Origin of the sequence: Aeromonas sp. QDB23, from assembly GCF_027707745.1 — a bacterium.
Classification (GTDB): domain Bacteria; phylum Pseudomonadota; class Gammaproteobacteria; order Enterobacterales; family Aeromonadaceae; genus Aeromonas; species Aeromonas allosaccharophila.
Genome location: NZ_JAPCJA010000039.1, coordinates 1 through 15,550, shown reverse-complemented (window position 1 = coordinate 15,550; position 15,550 = coordinate 1). Strand labels below are relative to the sequence as shown.

Here is a 15,550-nt window from a genome sequence, read left to right as displayed (position 1 = left end):
ACGCCGCCCTTCGGGGCGGCGTTATTGTTTCTGCGGCAACTGAAAAATCAGCCCGGCTGGTGGTTGCGATCCAGCCAGCCTTGCAGCAGACCGACCAGTAGACCGGTCAGGTGGGCGATATTGGCGGTGCTGGTGCCGAGCATGTCGAAGAAGCCGAGTACCATCCAGAACAGCATAAAGCCCATCAGCGCCGGTGGCAGAGTCAGGCCACAGGCCGGTTGCAGCTTGCTGCGCAGCCAGCAGTAGCCGAGCAGGGCATAGACCACGCCGGAGAGGCCGCCAAACAGCGGGCCGCTGGCGAAGAACTCGGCGATGTTGGGCAGGGCGGCGCCCACCAGCAGCAGGATCAGCAGCTTGCCGCTGCCAAGACGCTGCTCGATCTGGCCGCCGAGATACCACCACCAGAGCAAGTTGAACACCAGATGGAGCACCGAGAAGTGGATGAAGGCCGGGGTAAAGTAGCGCCATGCCTGCCAGTCGGTGAACTGGGCCAGGGTCGGGTGGAACGCCAGCTCGTCGTAGATGGGCAGGCCGATGGCATCGATGCCGTAGACGGCGAGACAGGCGATGATCACCACCAGCGTCAGTGGCCCCGCCTGATGAAGGAAATCGGTGACGGGATCTGTCATCCCCTTGCTGTAGTCGATGCGGGCATCGGCCCGGCCGGACTGCCAGGAGGCTTCCATATAGCGAGGGTGGTTCGGCTCGGCGAGGAAGCGTTTCACCTCCAGCTGGGCCTGGGCGAGGCGCTGCTCGTCTGCCAGCCAGATGGTGACCCCCAGCTCGGACTGGGTCAGCTCGCAGGAGATGCCCAGCGTCGCCAGATAGTCCACCAGCGCCTGCGCCATGCGGGCGTTGTCGAGCACCAGCAGCTGGATCATGCTTCGCCTGCCTCGATGGGAAACTCCCGGCGCCACGCCTCGAAGCCGCCATCCAGACTGTAGACCTCGTCGTACCCCTGTTGCAGCAGGTACTGGGCGGCGCCCTGACTGCTATTGCCGTGGTAGCACATCACGATGACCGGGGTATCGAAATCCACTTCATTCATAAAGCGCACCAGCGTGCCGTTGGTGAGGTGGAAGGCGCCGACCGCATGAGCTGTCGCGAAGGATTGCGGGTCGCGAATGTCCACCAGGCGGGCTTCGCCTGCACTCAGTTTCTGGTGGGCATCATGGGCATTGATATGGGCAAACTGGTCCATCTGGATGTCCTGAGAATAGGTTGATTGCCGGTCAGTGTACCGCAAGCTTGGGCGCAAACTAACCCCACAAAAGATAAGGGAGCCTGTGGCTCCCTTGTCGATATGGCATGCTGCTCAGTGGGTTAACCGCCGAGATAAGCCTGTCGCACCGCCGGGTTGGCGAGCAGTGCCGCTCCCGTATCCTGCAGCACCACGCGGCCGTTCTCCAGCACATAGCCGCGGTCGGCCAGCTTGAGCGCCTGATTGGCGTTCTGCTCCACCAGAAAGATGGTCATTCCCTTCTGGCGCAGCTGCTCTATGGTGTCGAAGATCTGCTGGATGACGATGGGGGCCAGCCCCAGCGAGGGCTCATCCAGCAGCAGCAGGCGCGGCTTGCTCATCAGGGCGCGGCCGATGGCCAGCATCTGCTGCTCGCCGCCGGACATGGTGCCGGCGCGCTGCTCCAGTCGCTCATGCAGGCGCGGGAACAGGGTAAACACCTGATCCAGCAGGTCATGCTGCTCGGCCTTGTCGACAAAGAAGGCACCCATCAGCAGGTTCTCCTCCACCGTCAGACGGGCAAAGATGCGGCGCCCCTCCGGTACCACGGCGATATCCTTGCGCATGATGCGGGCGGTGGAAAGATCGCTGATCTGCTCCCCCTCGAACCAGATGGAGCCGCTGCTGGGCTTGGGTTCGCCGCAGAGGGTCATCAGCAGGGTGGTCTTGCCGGCGCCGTTGGCACCGATCAGGGTGACGATTTCCCCCTCTTTCACCTCGACGCTGACGTCGTGCAGTGCCTGAATTTTGCCGTAGTGGGTCGATATGTTGCGAAGTTCTAACATCCTGTGTTCCTTACGACTCGCCCAGATAGGCCTTGATCACTGCCGGATTGTTACGGATTTCGTCCGGCTTGCCGTGGGCCAGCGGCGTGCCCTGACTGACCACGAAGATGCGGTTGGAGATACCCATTACCAGCTTCATATCGTGTTCGATCAGCAGCACCGAGACCCCGAATTCGTCCCGCAGGCTCATGATGAGCTCATCCAGCTCGTCGGTCTCCTTCGGGTTGAGGCCGGCAGCCGGTTCGTCCAGCATCAGCAGCTCGGGGCGGGTCGCCATGCAGCGGGCGATCTCGAGCCGGCGCTGCTGACCGTAGGCCAGGTTGCCGGCGGTGCGGTTGGAGAGATCCTTGAGCCCCACCTTATCCAGCCAGAAGGCGGCCTGCTCCAGCCCCTCCTCCTCGGCACGGCGGAACGAGGGGGTCTTGAACAGTCCGGCCAGAAAGCCGGTGTTGAGGTGCCTGTGCTGGGCCACCAGCAGGTTCTCCACCGCCGTCATCTCCTTGAACAGCCGGACGTGCTGGAAGGTTCGCACGATGCCCTTGCGGGCGATGAGGTGACCGGGCAGCCCCTGGATCTCCTCACCCTTGTAACGGATGGTGCCGCCGCTCGGGCAGTAGAAGCCGGTCAGGCAGTTGAAGATGGTGGTCTTGCCCGCGCCGTTGGGGCCGATGATGGAGATCACCTCGCCCTTGTCGATATCCAGCTTGACCCCGTTGACTGCCAGCAGGCCGCCGAAGCGCATCGATAGATCAGAGACTTCCAATAACTTCTGAGTGGCACTCATTTTTTCAGCTCCCTATTCAAGGTGGAGCAAGTCACTGCCAGCAATCCAGCCACATTGCGCATCGACAGATCAGAGACGTCTATGAACTTCTGATGAGTGCTCATTTCTTCAACTCCAGATGCGGACGGGTCATCGGCAGCAATCCTTGTGGCCGCCAGATCATCATGAACACCATCAAGAGGCCGAACATCAGCATGCGGTACTCGTTGAACTCGCGGGCCAGCTCCGGCAGCACCGTCATCACGATGGCGGCCAGCACCACCCCGATCTGGGAGCCCATGCCACCCAGCACGACGATGGCAAGCACTATGGCCGACTCGATAAAGACGAAGGATTCCGGGCTGATAAAGCCCTGCCGCGAGGCAAAGAAGCTGCCTGCGAAACCGGCAAAGGTAGCGCCGATGGTGAAGGCGGTCAGCTTGATGATGGTGGGGTTGAGCCCCAGCGATTTGCAGGCGATCTCGTCTTCCCGCAGCGCTTCCCAGGCGCGACCCAGCGGCATCCGTAGCAGGCGGTTGATGACGAACAGGGTCGCCACCACCAGCACCAGCGCCATCAGGTAGAGGAAGATCACCTTGTGGTTGGCGTTGTAGGTAATGCCGAAGAAGTTGTGGAAGGTATCAAAGCCGCCATCCTTGACGGTGCGGTTGAATTCCAGACCCGCGAGCGTCGGTTTGGGGATGCCGGAGATCCCGTTCGGGCCGCCGGTCAGGGTGGTCATGTTGTTGAGCAGGATGCGGATGATCTCGCCAAAGCCCAGGGTGACGATGGCCAGATAGTCCCCCCGCAGCCGCAGCACCGGGAAGCCGAGCAGGAAGCCGAAGGTGGCGGCCATCAGCCCGGCGATGGGCAGACACTCCCAGAAGCTCAGCCCGAAGTAGGTGTTGAGCAGGGCATAGCTGTAGGCGCCGACCGCGTAGAAGCCGACATAGCCGAGATCGAGCAGACCGGCGAGGCCGACCACCACGTTCAGCCCCAGCCCCAGCATGATGTAAATCAGGGTGAGGGTGGCGAGATCGATGGCGCCGCGAGAGGCCATAAAGGGCCAGCTCACCGCGAACAGCAGCACCAGCACGGCGGTGAGGTTATAGAGCTTGGGCGCCTCTTCCGGGCTCGGTAGCACCAGCTTGGTGAAGCCGACCGAGAAGCCGCTGATGGAGGCCTGAAACAGCCGGCTTATCTGGCCGCGCAGCATCTGGAACCAGAACACCAGGGTGGCGCCGCCCAGTAGCCAGGCCAGCGACACATCGAGGCGGCTCACTACCAGTAGGCGGGAGCCTTCGGTCTCCAGCTTGAAGCCGAGCAGCCAGAAGGAGAGCACCAGCAGCACCAGGCTGGCGATACAGGCGTGGATAAATTGATTTCTCATCACACTTTCTCCACTTCCGGACGACCCAGAATGCCAGTGGGCATAAAGAGCAAGACGCCAATCAGCAGGGCAAACGCCATCACATCCTTGTACTCGGTGCTGAGATAACCGGCGGTGAGCGCTTCAACCACGCCGAGCAGCAGGCCGCCCAGTACGGCGCCCGGAATGCTGCCGATACCGCCCAGCACGGCGGCGGTGAAGGCCTTCAGACCGGCCATAAAGCCGAGGTAGGGGTTGATGACGCCGTAATACATGCCGAGCAGCACCCCGGCGACGGCGGCCAGCGCAGCCCCCAGCACGAAGGTGATGGAGATGACCACGTGGGTGTCGATCCCCAGCAGGTTGGCCATCTTGATATCTTCCGAACAGGCGCGGCAGGCGCGGCCCATGCGGGAGCGGTTGATGAACTGGGTCAGCGCCAGCATGGTGACAAAGGTCACCACGAAGATGATCAGCTGCATATAGGAGAGGCTGGCCTGAAAACCATCCTCACCCCCCAGGGTCCAGCCACCGGAGATCAGGGTGGGCATGGCGATATCGCGCGAGCCCTGGGCCATCCGCATCATGTTCTGCAGGAAGATCGACATGCCGATGGCGGAGATGAGGGGGATCAGCCGGTTGCCACCGCGCAGCGGCCGGTAGGCGACCCGCTCTATGGTCCAGCCATAGGTGCCGGTGATGACGATGCTGACCAGAAAGGCGCCGCCCAGCAGCAAAACGGTGCTGTCGATGCCCATCATCATGAGCCCCGCCATCACCATGAAAGCGACATAGGAGCCGATCATGTAAACCTCGCCGTGGGCGAAGTTGATCATGCCGATGATGCCATAGACCATGGTGTAGCCGATGGCGATCAACGCATAGGTGCTGCCTATGGTTAATCCGTTCAGCAACTGCTGAACCAGATAAAGGAGGTGTTCGGACATACTGCGTTCCCTGTACTTGCCCGCAAAGAGAGGAGGGGGTGAGCGTACTCACCCCCCAATCGGCAGATTATTTGACTTGGCTGGAAGTACCGTCAGCGTGCCACTGGAACACACCGAATTCGAAGCCTTTCAGGTCACCGTTCGGTGCCCAGCTCAGGGGGCCCATCACGGTATCGACCGGCGCAGCCTTGATGGCGGCGGCCACAGCGGCCGGGTCATCTTCACCCGCTTTGGCGATACCGGCTGCCAGGGTTTGCACCGCGGCATAGGTGGTCCAGACGAACGGGCCGGAGGAGTCCTGACCCTTGGCCTTGAACGCCGCAACCAGCGGGGCGTTGGCCGGCACCAGATCGTATTTGTTCGGCAGGGTTACCAGCAGGCCTTCGGACGCCGGGCCGCCGATGGCGGAGATATCCTTGTTACCCACCCCTTCCGGGCCCATGAACTTGGCTTTCAGCCCCTTCTCGCCAGCCTGACGCAGGATCAGACCCAGCTCCGGGTGATAGCCGCCGTAGTAGACGAAATCGACGTTCTCTTTCTGCAGCTTGGCGATCAGCGCGGAGAAGTCCTTGTCACCGGCGGTGATCCCCTCAAAGGCCACCACTTTCACGCCAGCCTTGTCGAGCGCCGCTTTCACGCTGGAGGCGATCCCTTCACCGTACTGTTTCTTGTCGTGGATAACGGCCACGCGCTGGGGTTTGACCTGCTCGATGATGTACTTGGCGGCAGTCGGGCCCTGATCGCTATCCAGACCGATGGTGCGCAGGGTCAGCTGGTAACCGCGCTCGGTGATCTTGGGGTTGGTGGAGGCGGGGGTAATCATCAGGATCCCCTCGTCTTCATAGATATCGGAGGCGGGCAGGGTATTGTCGGAGCAGAGGTGACCGACCACGAACTTGACGCCGTCATTCACCACCTTGTTGGCAACTGCCACCGCCTGTTTGGGATCGCAGGCATCGTCATAAACGACCGCTTCGATCTGCTTGCCGTTGATGCCGCCTGCCTTGTTGATCTGCTCGACCGCCATCTTGCCGCCGGTGAACTGCATGTCCCCGTACTGGGCGACCGGGCCAGTGACCGGGCCTGCGATACCGATCTTGATGGTGTCTGCCGCGTGGGCGATGGAGATCGATCCAAACAGAGCCAAAGAAACCGCTGCGCTTACTGTTATTTTGCTCAACTTATGCATTGATTCGTCCCTTAATCAGTGGATTGTTTCATTTCCGTGTGTCATTCCGGATCTACATCCCGTGCATCCGGCTATAGGTATGGTTCTATCATTCCTCACGGGGCAATAACAAGCTGTTAAAGATACTAACCAGAGGGGGTTTAATGGGCTTATTTTGAAACAAATGACCTGTTATTTTTTCTTGATTAGAGCTTAATATCGATTTGTTGACTTAACATCTTGGTAACGACAGGCGATTCTGACAAACGCCAGAGGATTAATCTGGCGATATTTTACTCTGACAGCGCTCCCATTTTGACCACAACCTGTTTGCGCAAACAGAAATGAGCGCCTAGATTAGCCAGCATTGACAATTCCGTGGCAGAGCTCGTTAAAACCAAGCCTTTATTCGGGAAATCTGCTAATGTTCCGCCTTTGACAGTCAGGAGACAGAGATGGCCACTATCAAGGATGTCGCCTCGCGCGCAGGCGTATCCATCTCCACCGTCTCACATGTGCTCAACCACACTCGGCGGGTCAGCGAAGACGCGACCCAGAAAGTGATTGAGGCGGTGGCAGAACTCAACTACGCGCCCAACTCGGTAGCGCGCAGTCTTAAAATAAATTCGACCAAGACCATTGGCATGCTGGTCACCACCAGCGTAAACCCCTTCTTCGCAGAAGTGGTGCAAGGGGTTGAAGCGTACTGCTTCGAACAGGGCTACAGCCTGATCCTCTGCAACACCGAAAACCAGCCGCCTCGCCAACAGCATTACTTAAGAATGCTGATGGAAAAACGGGTGGATGGCCTGCTGGTATTGGGTACCGATATCGACACCCCGTTGCGCGACATGCTGCGCATCCACAAGAACGTACCGCAGGTGGTACTGGATTGGGGCACGGAGTGCGATTTCGCCAACGTCATCAACGACAACGCCCGCATTGGCGCCCGCATGGCCGTACGCCATCTGCTGGAGCTGGGGCACCGCGATATCGTCTGCATCACTGGTCAGCTCTCCAAGCCGACCACCCAGCAGCGACTGGACGGGGTACGTGATGCGCTGGGCGAGCAGGGTCTGACCCTCAAAGATGACCAGATCTTTGAAGGGGACTACGAGAGCCAGAGCGGCTTCGATGCCATGCAGCGCATCCTGGCCCTGCAGCCTCGTCCGACCGCGGTCTTTGCCTTCGACGACCCCATGGCGATCGGCGCGATTTGCGCTGCCTGGGAAGCCGGAGTCAAGGTGCCGGACGATATCTCCGTCATCGGCTACGACGATGTGGAGATGGCGCGCTTCTCCAGCCCGCCGCTGACCACCATCCGTCATCCGAAGGCCGAACTGGGCCAGCTGGCGGTGAAGCATCTGGTCAGCCGGATCCGCAACAAGGAGCTGGAAGTGGAATCGATGACGGTTCAGCCCGAGCTGATCATCCGTCGCTCGGTCAAACCGCTGCGTTAATCCCGCACCCGTTGCCAAAACGAAAAACCCCCTCTGTCACGAGGGGGTTTTTGTTTATGGGCGGTTTACCTTGAATCAGTAACCCGTAGACCCGATTTCAACCTCGTTGGCGAATATTCCATCCGTTTGATCCACCTCGCATTTTGTCTGCCAATCGTTTGATCAATATCAACAAACAAACGAGTTCTGATGGACTCCCACCTTATCCGTTCCATCCTGTAAGTTGGATATGACTATCAAGGATGGTGTCTTATGTTCCCCCCTCGCAAGCTGGGTCACCAGATCACGCTGCTGGCAATCAGCGGCATCGTATTGCTCGCCGTGGTCCTGCTTACCTTCAACCTGTTTGAAAACCGCCAGCGGGCGGTGACGGCCGAACAGGGCGCTCTGCAAACAGAGCTGCAAAATATCGAATCGGTGATCCGCAATGCCAGCCATGAAACCGTGCTGGCGGCGACCCTGATCGCCCAGCGGCCGGATGCGGCCAGGGCGGTGGCCGACCAGGATTGGCAGGCCCTCGCCAGCCTGTTCGACCCGCTCTGGCCTGCCCTCAAGGCGCAGGGGATCCAGCAGTTTCACTTCCACGTTCCCCCGGCTACCTCCCTTTATCGGGTACACAAGCCCGCAAGCCATGGCGACGATCTCTCCACTACCCGGCTGGCGGTGGTCGAGGTGAACCGCAACCATCAACCGGTTGGCGGGCTGGAGACCGGTCAGGGTGGCACCGGGATCCGTGGCGTGGTGCCGGTCACCTTCAACGGTCAGCCGGTCGGCTCGGTGGAGTTTGGCCGCGCCCTCGATGCCTCGCTGTTTGCCGATCTGCTGGGCAAGAACAGTCGGCTGGCCATCTATCTGTTTGAACAGGGCAAACCCGTGCTGCTGACCGGCACCGCCATGCTCGGCGAGTCGGCGGACTGGTATCAGGGGGTGCTGGCGGGCGAAAGCCGCTTCGCCACCATCAAGCAGCAGGGGAGCGATTTTCTGGTGATGGCGGCGCCGCTGCGCGACTTCTCCGGCAAGGCGGTCGGGGTGATCGAGCTGGCGCGGGATCACAGTGAGGTCGTCGCCGCGCTGGCGCGCCAGAGCTGGCAGATGGTGATGATCGCACTGCTCGGCACCGCCCTGATTGCGGTGGCGCTGGTGTGGCTGCTGGGCCGCCTTAACCGCCCACTGCTGGAGAGCGTCAAGGCGCTGGAGGCGCTGGCCAATGGTTCCGGTGATCTCGGCAGCAAGCTGCCGGTGGCCGGGCCGGAGGAGATCCGCCGCCTCGGCACGGCGTTCAATGCCTTCGTCGGCAAGATCCGCGATACCATCAGCCAGCTCACCGCCACCCTGGGCGATCTGGCTGGCGAGAGCGAGCGGCTGTCGCGCAGTGCGGCGGGCAATCTTGGCAGCATGACGCGCCAGCAGGAGCAGACCACCCAGCTCGCTACCGCCATGACCGAGATGACCAGCACGGTGCATGAAGTCGCCCACAACACGGTGCAAGCGGCCGAAGCGGCCAGCGAGGCAGACAATCAGGCTGTCACCGGCGATGAGGTGGTGCAGCAGAGCGTCAGCATGATCGAGCAGCTGGCCGCGGAGATCGCCAGCGCGGGCGACACGGTGAAAGAGGTCGCCAGAGCCAGCGAGCAGATTGGTTCGGTGCTGGCGGTGATCCAGTCCATCGCCGAGCAGACCAACCTGCTGGCCCTCAACGCCGCCATCGAGGCGGCCCGGGCCGGTGAGCAGGGGCGCGGTTTTGCGGTGGTTGCCGACGAGGTGCGCTCGCTGGCGGGCCGCACCCAGCACTCCACGGCCGAGATCCGCGGCACCATCGAGCAGTTGCAACGGGCGGTGGGCACCACGGTGACCATGATCGAGCACAGCGTCTCGCGGGCGGGGGAATCGGTGGAGCGGGCCAATCAGGCGGGGGACGCCCTCAGCCGGATCAAGGGGGCGGTCAACAGTATTCGCGATATGAACACCCAGATCGCCGCCGCCTCCGAGGAGCAATCCTCGGTGAGCGACGAGATCACCCGCAATATCGTCAGCGTCCACGAGATCTCCCAGGCCACCACGCTGGTGGCGCGGGATACCGCCCAGATTGCCACCCATGTGGCGACCCTGGTGGACAAACTGGGGGATCTGGCCGGGCAGTTCCAGGATGGCTCCAACGTAAGGATGGTGCTGACCCGCGCCCGCGCCGCTCATATGGGCTGGAAGACCCGGGTGCGCGCCTATCTGGATGGGCAGGAGGGGCTGTCGCGCAGTGAAGCGGTCAGTGACAAGGAGTGCCGCCTCGGCCGCTGGTATTTCAGCGAGGGGGCATCCTGTTGCAGTTCGCACCCAGCCTTCAAGGCGATCGCCACTCCCCACGCCAGACTGCATCAGGTGATCCAGCAGGTCATCGAGTTGAAAAACCAGCACAAGCATGAGGCGGCAGAGGCCCTCTACCGCGAGATCGAACAGAACTCCGGGCAGGTGGTGGGCTACATCGATCAGCTGTTGCAGGAGATGACCAAGCCCGCACGCTAGTCACGCGCGGGTCGGATAGCCAAAGGGCTGACAGCGATGTCAGCCCTTTTTGATGGTGCTGGTCAGGGGCGCGAGGTTACTGCACCGGGTGCTGATCCTGATAACGGGCGGCGGTGATGAACTGGCCGAAGGTTTCACACCAGACGATCACGCTGTTGTAGCGGGCCGGATCGACCGTGGCAGGCAGCGGTACGATAAAGTTGTCGAAGGTCTTTACCGGCCCGACCTGCACCATCTGATCCTTGAGGCGGGCAAAATCGGCTTCAGTCTCGACAAACTCGGGGGAGAGGTAGAGCTGGTAGTCCGGCCCGGGGGCCAGCTTGCCCATCAAGCTGACGGTATCCGGCCCTATGCTCACCTTGCCTTCCCCCCAGTGCAGCCGATCGCTGTCTTGCAGATCCCGGCGAAAGGTGCCGTGGAATCTGGCTTGCTGCTGGCTGGCCGCCACCAGCTCACTACCGGGGGCAGAGGGCGCGATCAGGATTGGCAGGGTATAGACACCGGCGGCAAAGCCTGCCGCCGCGACCAGCAGATGGGTGCCCACCAGTAGGGCCATGGTTTTGCGTTTCATGATATCTCGGTCGTTGATGAACAGGAGTCAGCATCATAGCAGTGGCAACGGTGGGCCCGCTTGTCGTCCGGCGTAATGGCGCAGGATGTTTGCGCAGCTCCAGCCGCGCGAAAATCGACCGCTCCTTAAGCTCCGGTACAAGGGGGCTCGCCGATAATGCCGCCGCCCCGAGCTGGCCCCCTGCGCCAGCTGCCGAATTTGGAACCGAGAGCGTGAAACCGACCAACAAATCCCTGCTGTCCCTCCCCGAGCGCCAGATCCCGCAACCGCAGCCTGACGAGGACGAGCATGCGCCGTCGGCGGCAGAGACACCGGCGCCAACCGTGCAACCTGCTGTGCCAGTCGAGCCGTCCATCCCGCCATCCCGATTGGCCGCGAGCGTGATGCCTGCAGCGCCGATCGTGGTGGTGCCGGTTGCGCTGCCATCCGTGCCACGCGCTCGCAATATGCTGGTCGGCGCCCTGTTCTGTGTCTGTCTGGCGCTGGTCGCCTCGTTCGTCTTTATTGCCCGTTCCCATATTGCAGTGACGCCGCTCGTGGCCAGCGGTGCGCAGCCGTTGGTGGAGATTGGCGCTGCCGATATTGACCAGCCCGAGGTGGTTTACTCCATGGATCTGGCCTTTCCAGCGTGGGAAACCGCCATCCCGCAGCCGGTGGTCGCCCGCCGCGAGCGACCGGCCAAGCTCAAGATCGGCGTCTACAAGCAGGTGAACAACGTCGAGAAGTGGCGGCGCTGGGCGCGCCAGCAGAACGTGACCTTCGAGGCGGTGCAAAAGAACCGGGATGGCGAGCCCCACTACTTCCTCTATCTGTGCGAACAGGATCCGGCGCGGGTCGACCAGCTCAAGCGCGACGTGGCCCGCATCAGCGGCGAAACCCCGCTGCTGGTTCGCCGCGCGACCAGCACCCGCATCTAGCGGGAAATCAGCCTTTGTTGATCTCGCTGGCGGCGTGCACCAGCTGCTCCAGCTGGTGGTGGATCTGGGCGCGATCCAGCTGCTGCAACGGCTGGCGACTCCACAGCACCGGCGTCAGGCTCTCGGCATCGAACCCCAGCATCGGCTTGCACGGGTCCTGACTGAAGAGGTTTTGGGCGGCGGCCTGGGCGCTGGTGGCCGCGTCGAGGCGGGTAAACATCAGCAGATAGTTGGCCGGGTGTTCGGTCAAATGGCAGGTCAGCTCGCCGATCTGCAGGCTGGTGACGCTCTCCTCCTGCTGCGGCGCAGGCAGCGAGAGGGAGAGAAACAGCTGGTGGATGGCGGCGTGATAAAGAGAGTTCATTGATGGCTCCAGATTGGTGATGGCGCCATTAGAGCAGGTCGCCGCCCGCGGCACTGTTAATGGTGGCTCTCTTTTTTTAGCTTTCCGGTCAGCGAGATAGCGCGCCGCGCTCAGTACAAAAATCGCGACCAATCCCGATAGTCCCTGTTGATGGCCTCTCCTAGACTGGCGGCGAAACATCACAAGAAGACAATCATCATGCAGATTCAAACACACACTGGCGGCATGCAGGCCGTCGCTCACCACAGTGATGCCACCACAGGGGTTGGCCGGATGGGCCAGCTGGAGGCGCGTCAGGTCGCCACCGGGCAAGATGCGATCCTGCTGGGCAGCCGCAGCGAACCGCAGAAAGGGCAGGGGCTGCTCTCGCGACTGGGGGCCCAGCTGGCTCGCCCGTTTGTGGCCCTGAAGGAGTGGATCGGCAACCTGCTGGGGACGGACAAGCGTGCCGCTGCGCCGAAGGCGCAAACCGCCGTTTCCCCCGAGGATCTTCAGCGCCTGATGAAGCAGGCTGCATTTGGTAGCTCGCTGGGTGGCTTCGCCAAGGCGGACGTGTTGCACAACATCACCGCCGAACAACTGGGCAAGGATCACACCACTCTGGCGACCGGCAACGGCCCCCTGCGCTCTCTCTGCACCGCGTTGCAGGCCGTTGTCGTCGGCTCCCAGCAGCCGCAACTGCGGGAGTTGGCAGCCGGGCTACTGGCCCGCCCCATCGCCGGTATCCCGCTCCAGCAGTGGGGTACGGTGGGGAGCAAGGTGACCGAGCTGCTCGCTAACGCCACCCCCGAACTGTTGCAGGAGGCGATGAGCCAGTTGCACACCGCGATGGGTGAAGTAGCCGACCTGCAGCGCGCCGTAAAGGCCGAAGTTGCTGGCGAACCGGCGCAAAGCGCGACCACCACTGCTGATGCGGCTCCGGTCCAAAGCGGTGAGAGCAAAGGGGTTGCCCACGAGCAGGTCGCCATGGCGCGCCAGACTCCGGCCACCGGCTACAAGCTGGCGCTGGATCTCATCAGCTATCAGGCCAGCTACCTGCTGCGGGATCAAACCTCGACGACAGTGACCCTGAGCAGCAGCGATCTCAACGCCCTGCATCAGCACATTGCCGATGGCTCCATCAACGGCTCCCACATGGCCAAATTGCAGACCCGTGGCGATCTGCAAACCCTGCGTACTCTGGCGCTGTCGCTGGCCAGCGGCAGCGATGCCAAGGGATCTTCCCTTGGTCATGCCCTCGACAGCCTCGCCTCGGCGCGCCCCAACCAGCGACTGGTGCTGGGCGGCCTGATGCAGTTTGCCAGTCAGGGCGATCAGGCGTGGGCTGACCATACCGCTGGCAAGCCGGAAGATCGGCCCGATGCCGGGGCGCGGCAACACTTTGATGGTGACAACATGAAGGCGGCGGTGGCGCGTCTCGGTGCCAGCGAAGCGCGACAAGTGCTGCAACAGTTGGAAGGGGCTTTTGGTGATCGGGTGCGGGGCATCTGTGATCTAGCGGTTGAGCTGGTCTCGCCCTTTGCCGACACGGTCCCGGAGGCCGTATTGGCCTCACGGCTGACTCGCATGAACACTGTGGTGAGCACCCTGATCGACCAGATCAAGGAGCACCTCGCGCTGCCCCTGTCAGCTCACAGTGATGCGTCCCAGATTGATTCTGCCGATCAGCTGACGCCGCTCGAACTGGCTGCGCTGGCCCATATCGGCGTCGATGACCGCTATCTGTAACCCGCCTGCAAGCCGCCCCTCCGGGCAAGGCCAGATGGCACGAAAACGGACACCCTCGGGTGTCCGTTTTTTATTCTGGCGAGGGGAGAGGGCGCTCAGTGCAGGCTGCGATGGCTCAAAGGCTGGCGAAATCCACCTCGGGCAGGGTTTCGAAGCCGGGGCGGGCGAACAGGTAGCCCTGCATCAGGCTGATACCCATCTCCCGCAGGCAGATCATCTCTTCGCGGGTCTCGATCCCCTCCGCCAGCGGGGTGATCTTCAGCTCCGCAAACAGCGCCAGACAGTGGCGCACGATGGCTTGCCGGGTCGGGTCCTGGTCGATGCCGCGCAGCAGGTGCATATCGAGCTTGATAATATCTGGCAGAAAATCGGCCAGCAGGTTGAGGCCCGAGTAACCTGCGCCAAAGTCATCCATCGCCGTCTTGAAGCCAAGGGCCTGATAGTGATCGACGATGCCGCGAATATGCTGGTTATCCAGCAACTGCTCCACCTCGGTCAGCTCGAACATGATCTGCTCGATGGGGAAGTTGTGCTCGCGGGCGGCCTGCAGGGTGGTGCGGATGCAGCGCTCCGGGCGGTAGACCGCATTGGGCAGAAAATTGATGCTCAGCATCCCCTTCATCCCGAGTCGGGCCGCCAGCGCGATGGCCTTGATGCGGCACAACTGATCGAAGCGATAGCGATTGCTGTCGTTGACCCGGGCTATCACCGAGTGCGCAGATTCGTTGTTGAGTCCCCGCACCAGCGCCTCATAGCCGAAGAGGGTGCGGTTGCGGCAATCGATGATGGGCTGGAAGGCCATGGTGAAATCGAAGTCGAGATCCACCTGCTCCTGACACTGTTGGCAGATGGTCTGGGCGGGGGCGGAAGGTATATCCATAACTTTCCTCACAAGGGTGATGTTGGCGCGGAGCTCTGGCTCAAATGATAACAGCTCATCTCTCCCGAGAGGGGTAATTCCGGTGATCGGGTCGGGATCGGGGATAAGATTGCGCCCATCTCCCGCCAGTGTTTAAAACCGGCATGCACCATATCTCACCGCCTCATGTAGGTTCGATTAGCGCAGCGTAATCGGACGAACGAGAGGTTTTGGTTGTGGTTGTTGCCGTGCAACAGGGGCGGCCAGCCGGGGGAGGATATTCGGCTGGCCGTTATGGCGCGAGAATCGATTTACGCGAACGTCCGATTACGCCTGACGGCTAATCGAACCTACGAGTTGCCCCCTTCTCCCCTTGTGGGAGAAGGGTTGGGGATGAGGGAAAGTTATGCCAACCCAAGGTCAATATTGGGCTTTTCGATGTTCGGCACCGACCGGCATGCGCCATATCTCACCGCCTTATGTAGGTTCGATTAGCGCAGCGTAATCGGACGAACGAGAGGCTTTGATTGCGGTTGTTACCGTGAGTCAGCAGTGGCCAGCCGGAGGGGGAAATGCGGCTGACCGTGATAGAGGGAGAATAGATTTACGCGAACGTCCGATTACGCCTGACGGCTAATCGAACCTACATGTTTCGTGATTCTATGAGTTATACAAGCTAGTTTATGTGATGGTTAGCTCCATGGGGTGTAACTGATTGTTTTTAATAAATCCGTGAAGTAATATGAGACTCATTTATATCATATGTGTGATAACAGGTTATAAATCTCAGAGATCCCCTCATTTTTAGAGACTCAAATAATTCCAAGTGTGCGGGTATATAAGCGGTGTTGCTTCAGGTAGT

Annotated in this window: 14 protein-coding genes; 4 read left to right on the top strand and 10 right to left on the bottom strand. The window is 61.2% G+C overall.

The genetic code is table 11. The features are described 5' to 3' along the window. Nucleotides 1–47: 47 nt before the first annotated feature. The 7 genes from glpG to PG888_RS15765 form a co-directional block, all read right to left on the bottom strand. Nucleotides 48–881, bottom strand: a complete 834-nt coding sequence (gene glpG / locus PG888_RS15795) for a rhomboid family intramembrane serine protease GlpG (protein ID WP_156854774.1) — start codon at nt 879–881, stop codon at nt 48–50. After that, complete coding sequence (glpE, locus tag PG888_RS15790; RefSeq protein ID WP_270693777.1) at nt 878–1,201, bottom strand: thiosulfate sulfurtransferase GlpE; 324 nt, start codon at nt 1,199–1,201, stop codon at nt 878–880. Before glpE ends, glpG begins: the two co-directional genes overlap by 4 nt. Nucleotides 1,202–1,323: 122 nt before the next feature. Next, nucleotides 1,324–2,025 carry an ABC transporter ATP-binding protein gene (locus tag PG888_RS15785; protein ID WP_270693779.1) on the bottom strand — a complete coding sequence of 234 codons (702 nt, stop codon included), beginning with the start codon at nt 2,023–2,025 and terminating at the stop codon, nt 1,324–1,326. A 10-nt stretch (nt 2,026–2,035) separates the two neighbouring features. Beyond that, entirely contained in the window at nt 2,036–2,809 is a 774-nt protein-coding gene (gene livG, locus PG888_RS15780) for a high-affinity branched-chain amino acid ABC transporter ATP-binding protein LivG (protein ID WP_270693780.1), read from the bottom strand. A 100-nt stretch (nt 2,810–2,909) separates the two neighbouring features. Next, nucleotides 2,910–4,178, bottom strand: coding sequence for a high-affinity branched-chain amino acid ABC transporter permease LivM (locus PG888_RS15775; protein WP_270693781.1), 1,269 nt, complete (start codon nt 4,176–4,178; stop codon nt 2,910–2,912). Beyond that, nucleotides 4,178–5,104 carry a high-affinity branched-chain amino acid ABC transporter permease LivH gene (gene livH / locus PG888_RS15770; protein ID WP_270693783.1) on the bottom strand — a complete coding sequence of 309 codons (927 nt, stop codon included), beginning with the start codon at nt 5,102–5,104 and terminating at the stop codon, nt 4,178–4,180. Before livH ends, PG888_RS15775 begins: the two co-directional genes overlap by 1 nt. 67 nt (nt 5,105–5,171) lie before the next feature. Then, nucleotides 5,172–6,293, bottom strand: coding sequence for a branched-chain amino acid ABC transporter substrate-binding protein (locus tag PG888_RS15765; protein ID WP_270693784.1), 1,122 nt, complete (start codon nt 6,291–6,293; stop codon nt 5,172–5,174). 434 nt (nt 6,294–6,727) lie between these two features. On the opposite strand from PG888_RS15765, the gene PG888_RS15760 reads away from it, so the two are divergent. Both PG888_RS15760 and PG888_RS15755 read left to right on the top strand, forming a co-directional pair. Continuing rightward, the gene (locus PG888_RS15760) at nt 6,728–7,732 is read left to right on the top strand and encodes a substrate-binding domain-containing protein (RefSeq protein WP_042060838.1); all 1,005 of its coding nucleotides are present in this window, start codon (nt 6,728–6,730) and stop codon (nt 7,730–7,732) included. A 252-nt stretch (nt 7,733–7,984) separates the two neighbouring features. After that, on the top strand, nt 7,985–10,249 hold the full coding sequence (locus PG888_RS15755) for a methyl-accepting chemotaxis protein (RefSeq protein ID WP_270693786.1): 2,265 nt from the start codon (nt 7,985–7,987) through the stop codon (nt 10,247–10,249). A gap of 76 nt (nt 10,250–10,325) precedes the next feature. On the opposite strand, the gene PG888_RS15750 is transcribed toward PG888_RS15755, so the two are convergent. Further along, a complete protein-coding gene (locus PG888_RS15750) occupies nt 10,326–10,820 on the bottom strand; it encodes a DM13 domain-containing protein (RefSeq protein ID WP_270693787.1) in 495 nt (164 codons plus the stop codon). A gap of 212 nt (nt 10,821–11,032) precedes the next feature. Between PG888_RS15750 and PG888_RS15745 the strand changes: the two genes are divergently transcribed. Continuing rightward, nucleotides 11,033–11,737: a hypothetical protein gene (locus PG888_RS15745; RefSeq protein WP_270693789.1), complete on the top strand. Its 705-nt coding sequence runs from the start codon at nt 11,033–11,035 to the stop codon at nt 11,735–11,737. A gap of 7 nt (nt 11,738–11,744) precedes the next feature. On the opposite strand, the gene PG888_RS15740 is transcribed toward PG888_RS15745, so the two are convergent. Beyond that, nucleotides 11,745–12,101 carry a CesT family type III secretion system chaperone gene (locus PG888_RS15740; RefSeq protein ID WP_270693791.1) on the bottom strand — a complete coding sequence of 119 codons (357 nt, stop codon included), beginning with the start codon at nt 12,099–12,101 and terminating at the stop codon, nt 11,745–11,747. A 198-nt stretch (nt 12,102–12,299) separates the two neighbouring features. Here PG888_RS15740 and PG888_RS15735 point away from each other — a divergent pair, with 198 nt between their 5' ends. Beyond that, entirely contained in the window at nt 12,300–13,829 is a 1,530-nt protein-coding gene (locus tag PG888_RS15735; RefSeq protein WP_270693792.1) for an ADP-ribosyltransferase, read from the top strand. A gap of 115 nt (nt 13,830–13,944) precedes the next feature. Here PG888_RS15735 and PG888_RS15730 read toward each other — a convergent pair whose 3' ends face one another. Continuing rightward, complete coding sequence (locus tag PG888_RS15730) at nt 13,945–14,709, bottom strand: EAL domain-containing protein (RefSeq protein ID WP_270693793.1); 765 nt, start codon at nt 14,707–14,709, stop codon at nt 13,945–13,947. Nucleotides 14,710–15,550: the final 841 nt, after the last annotated feature.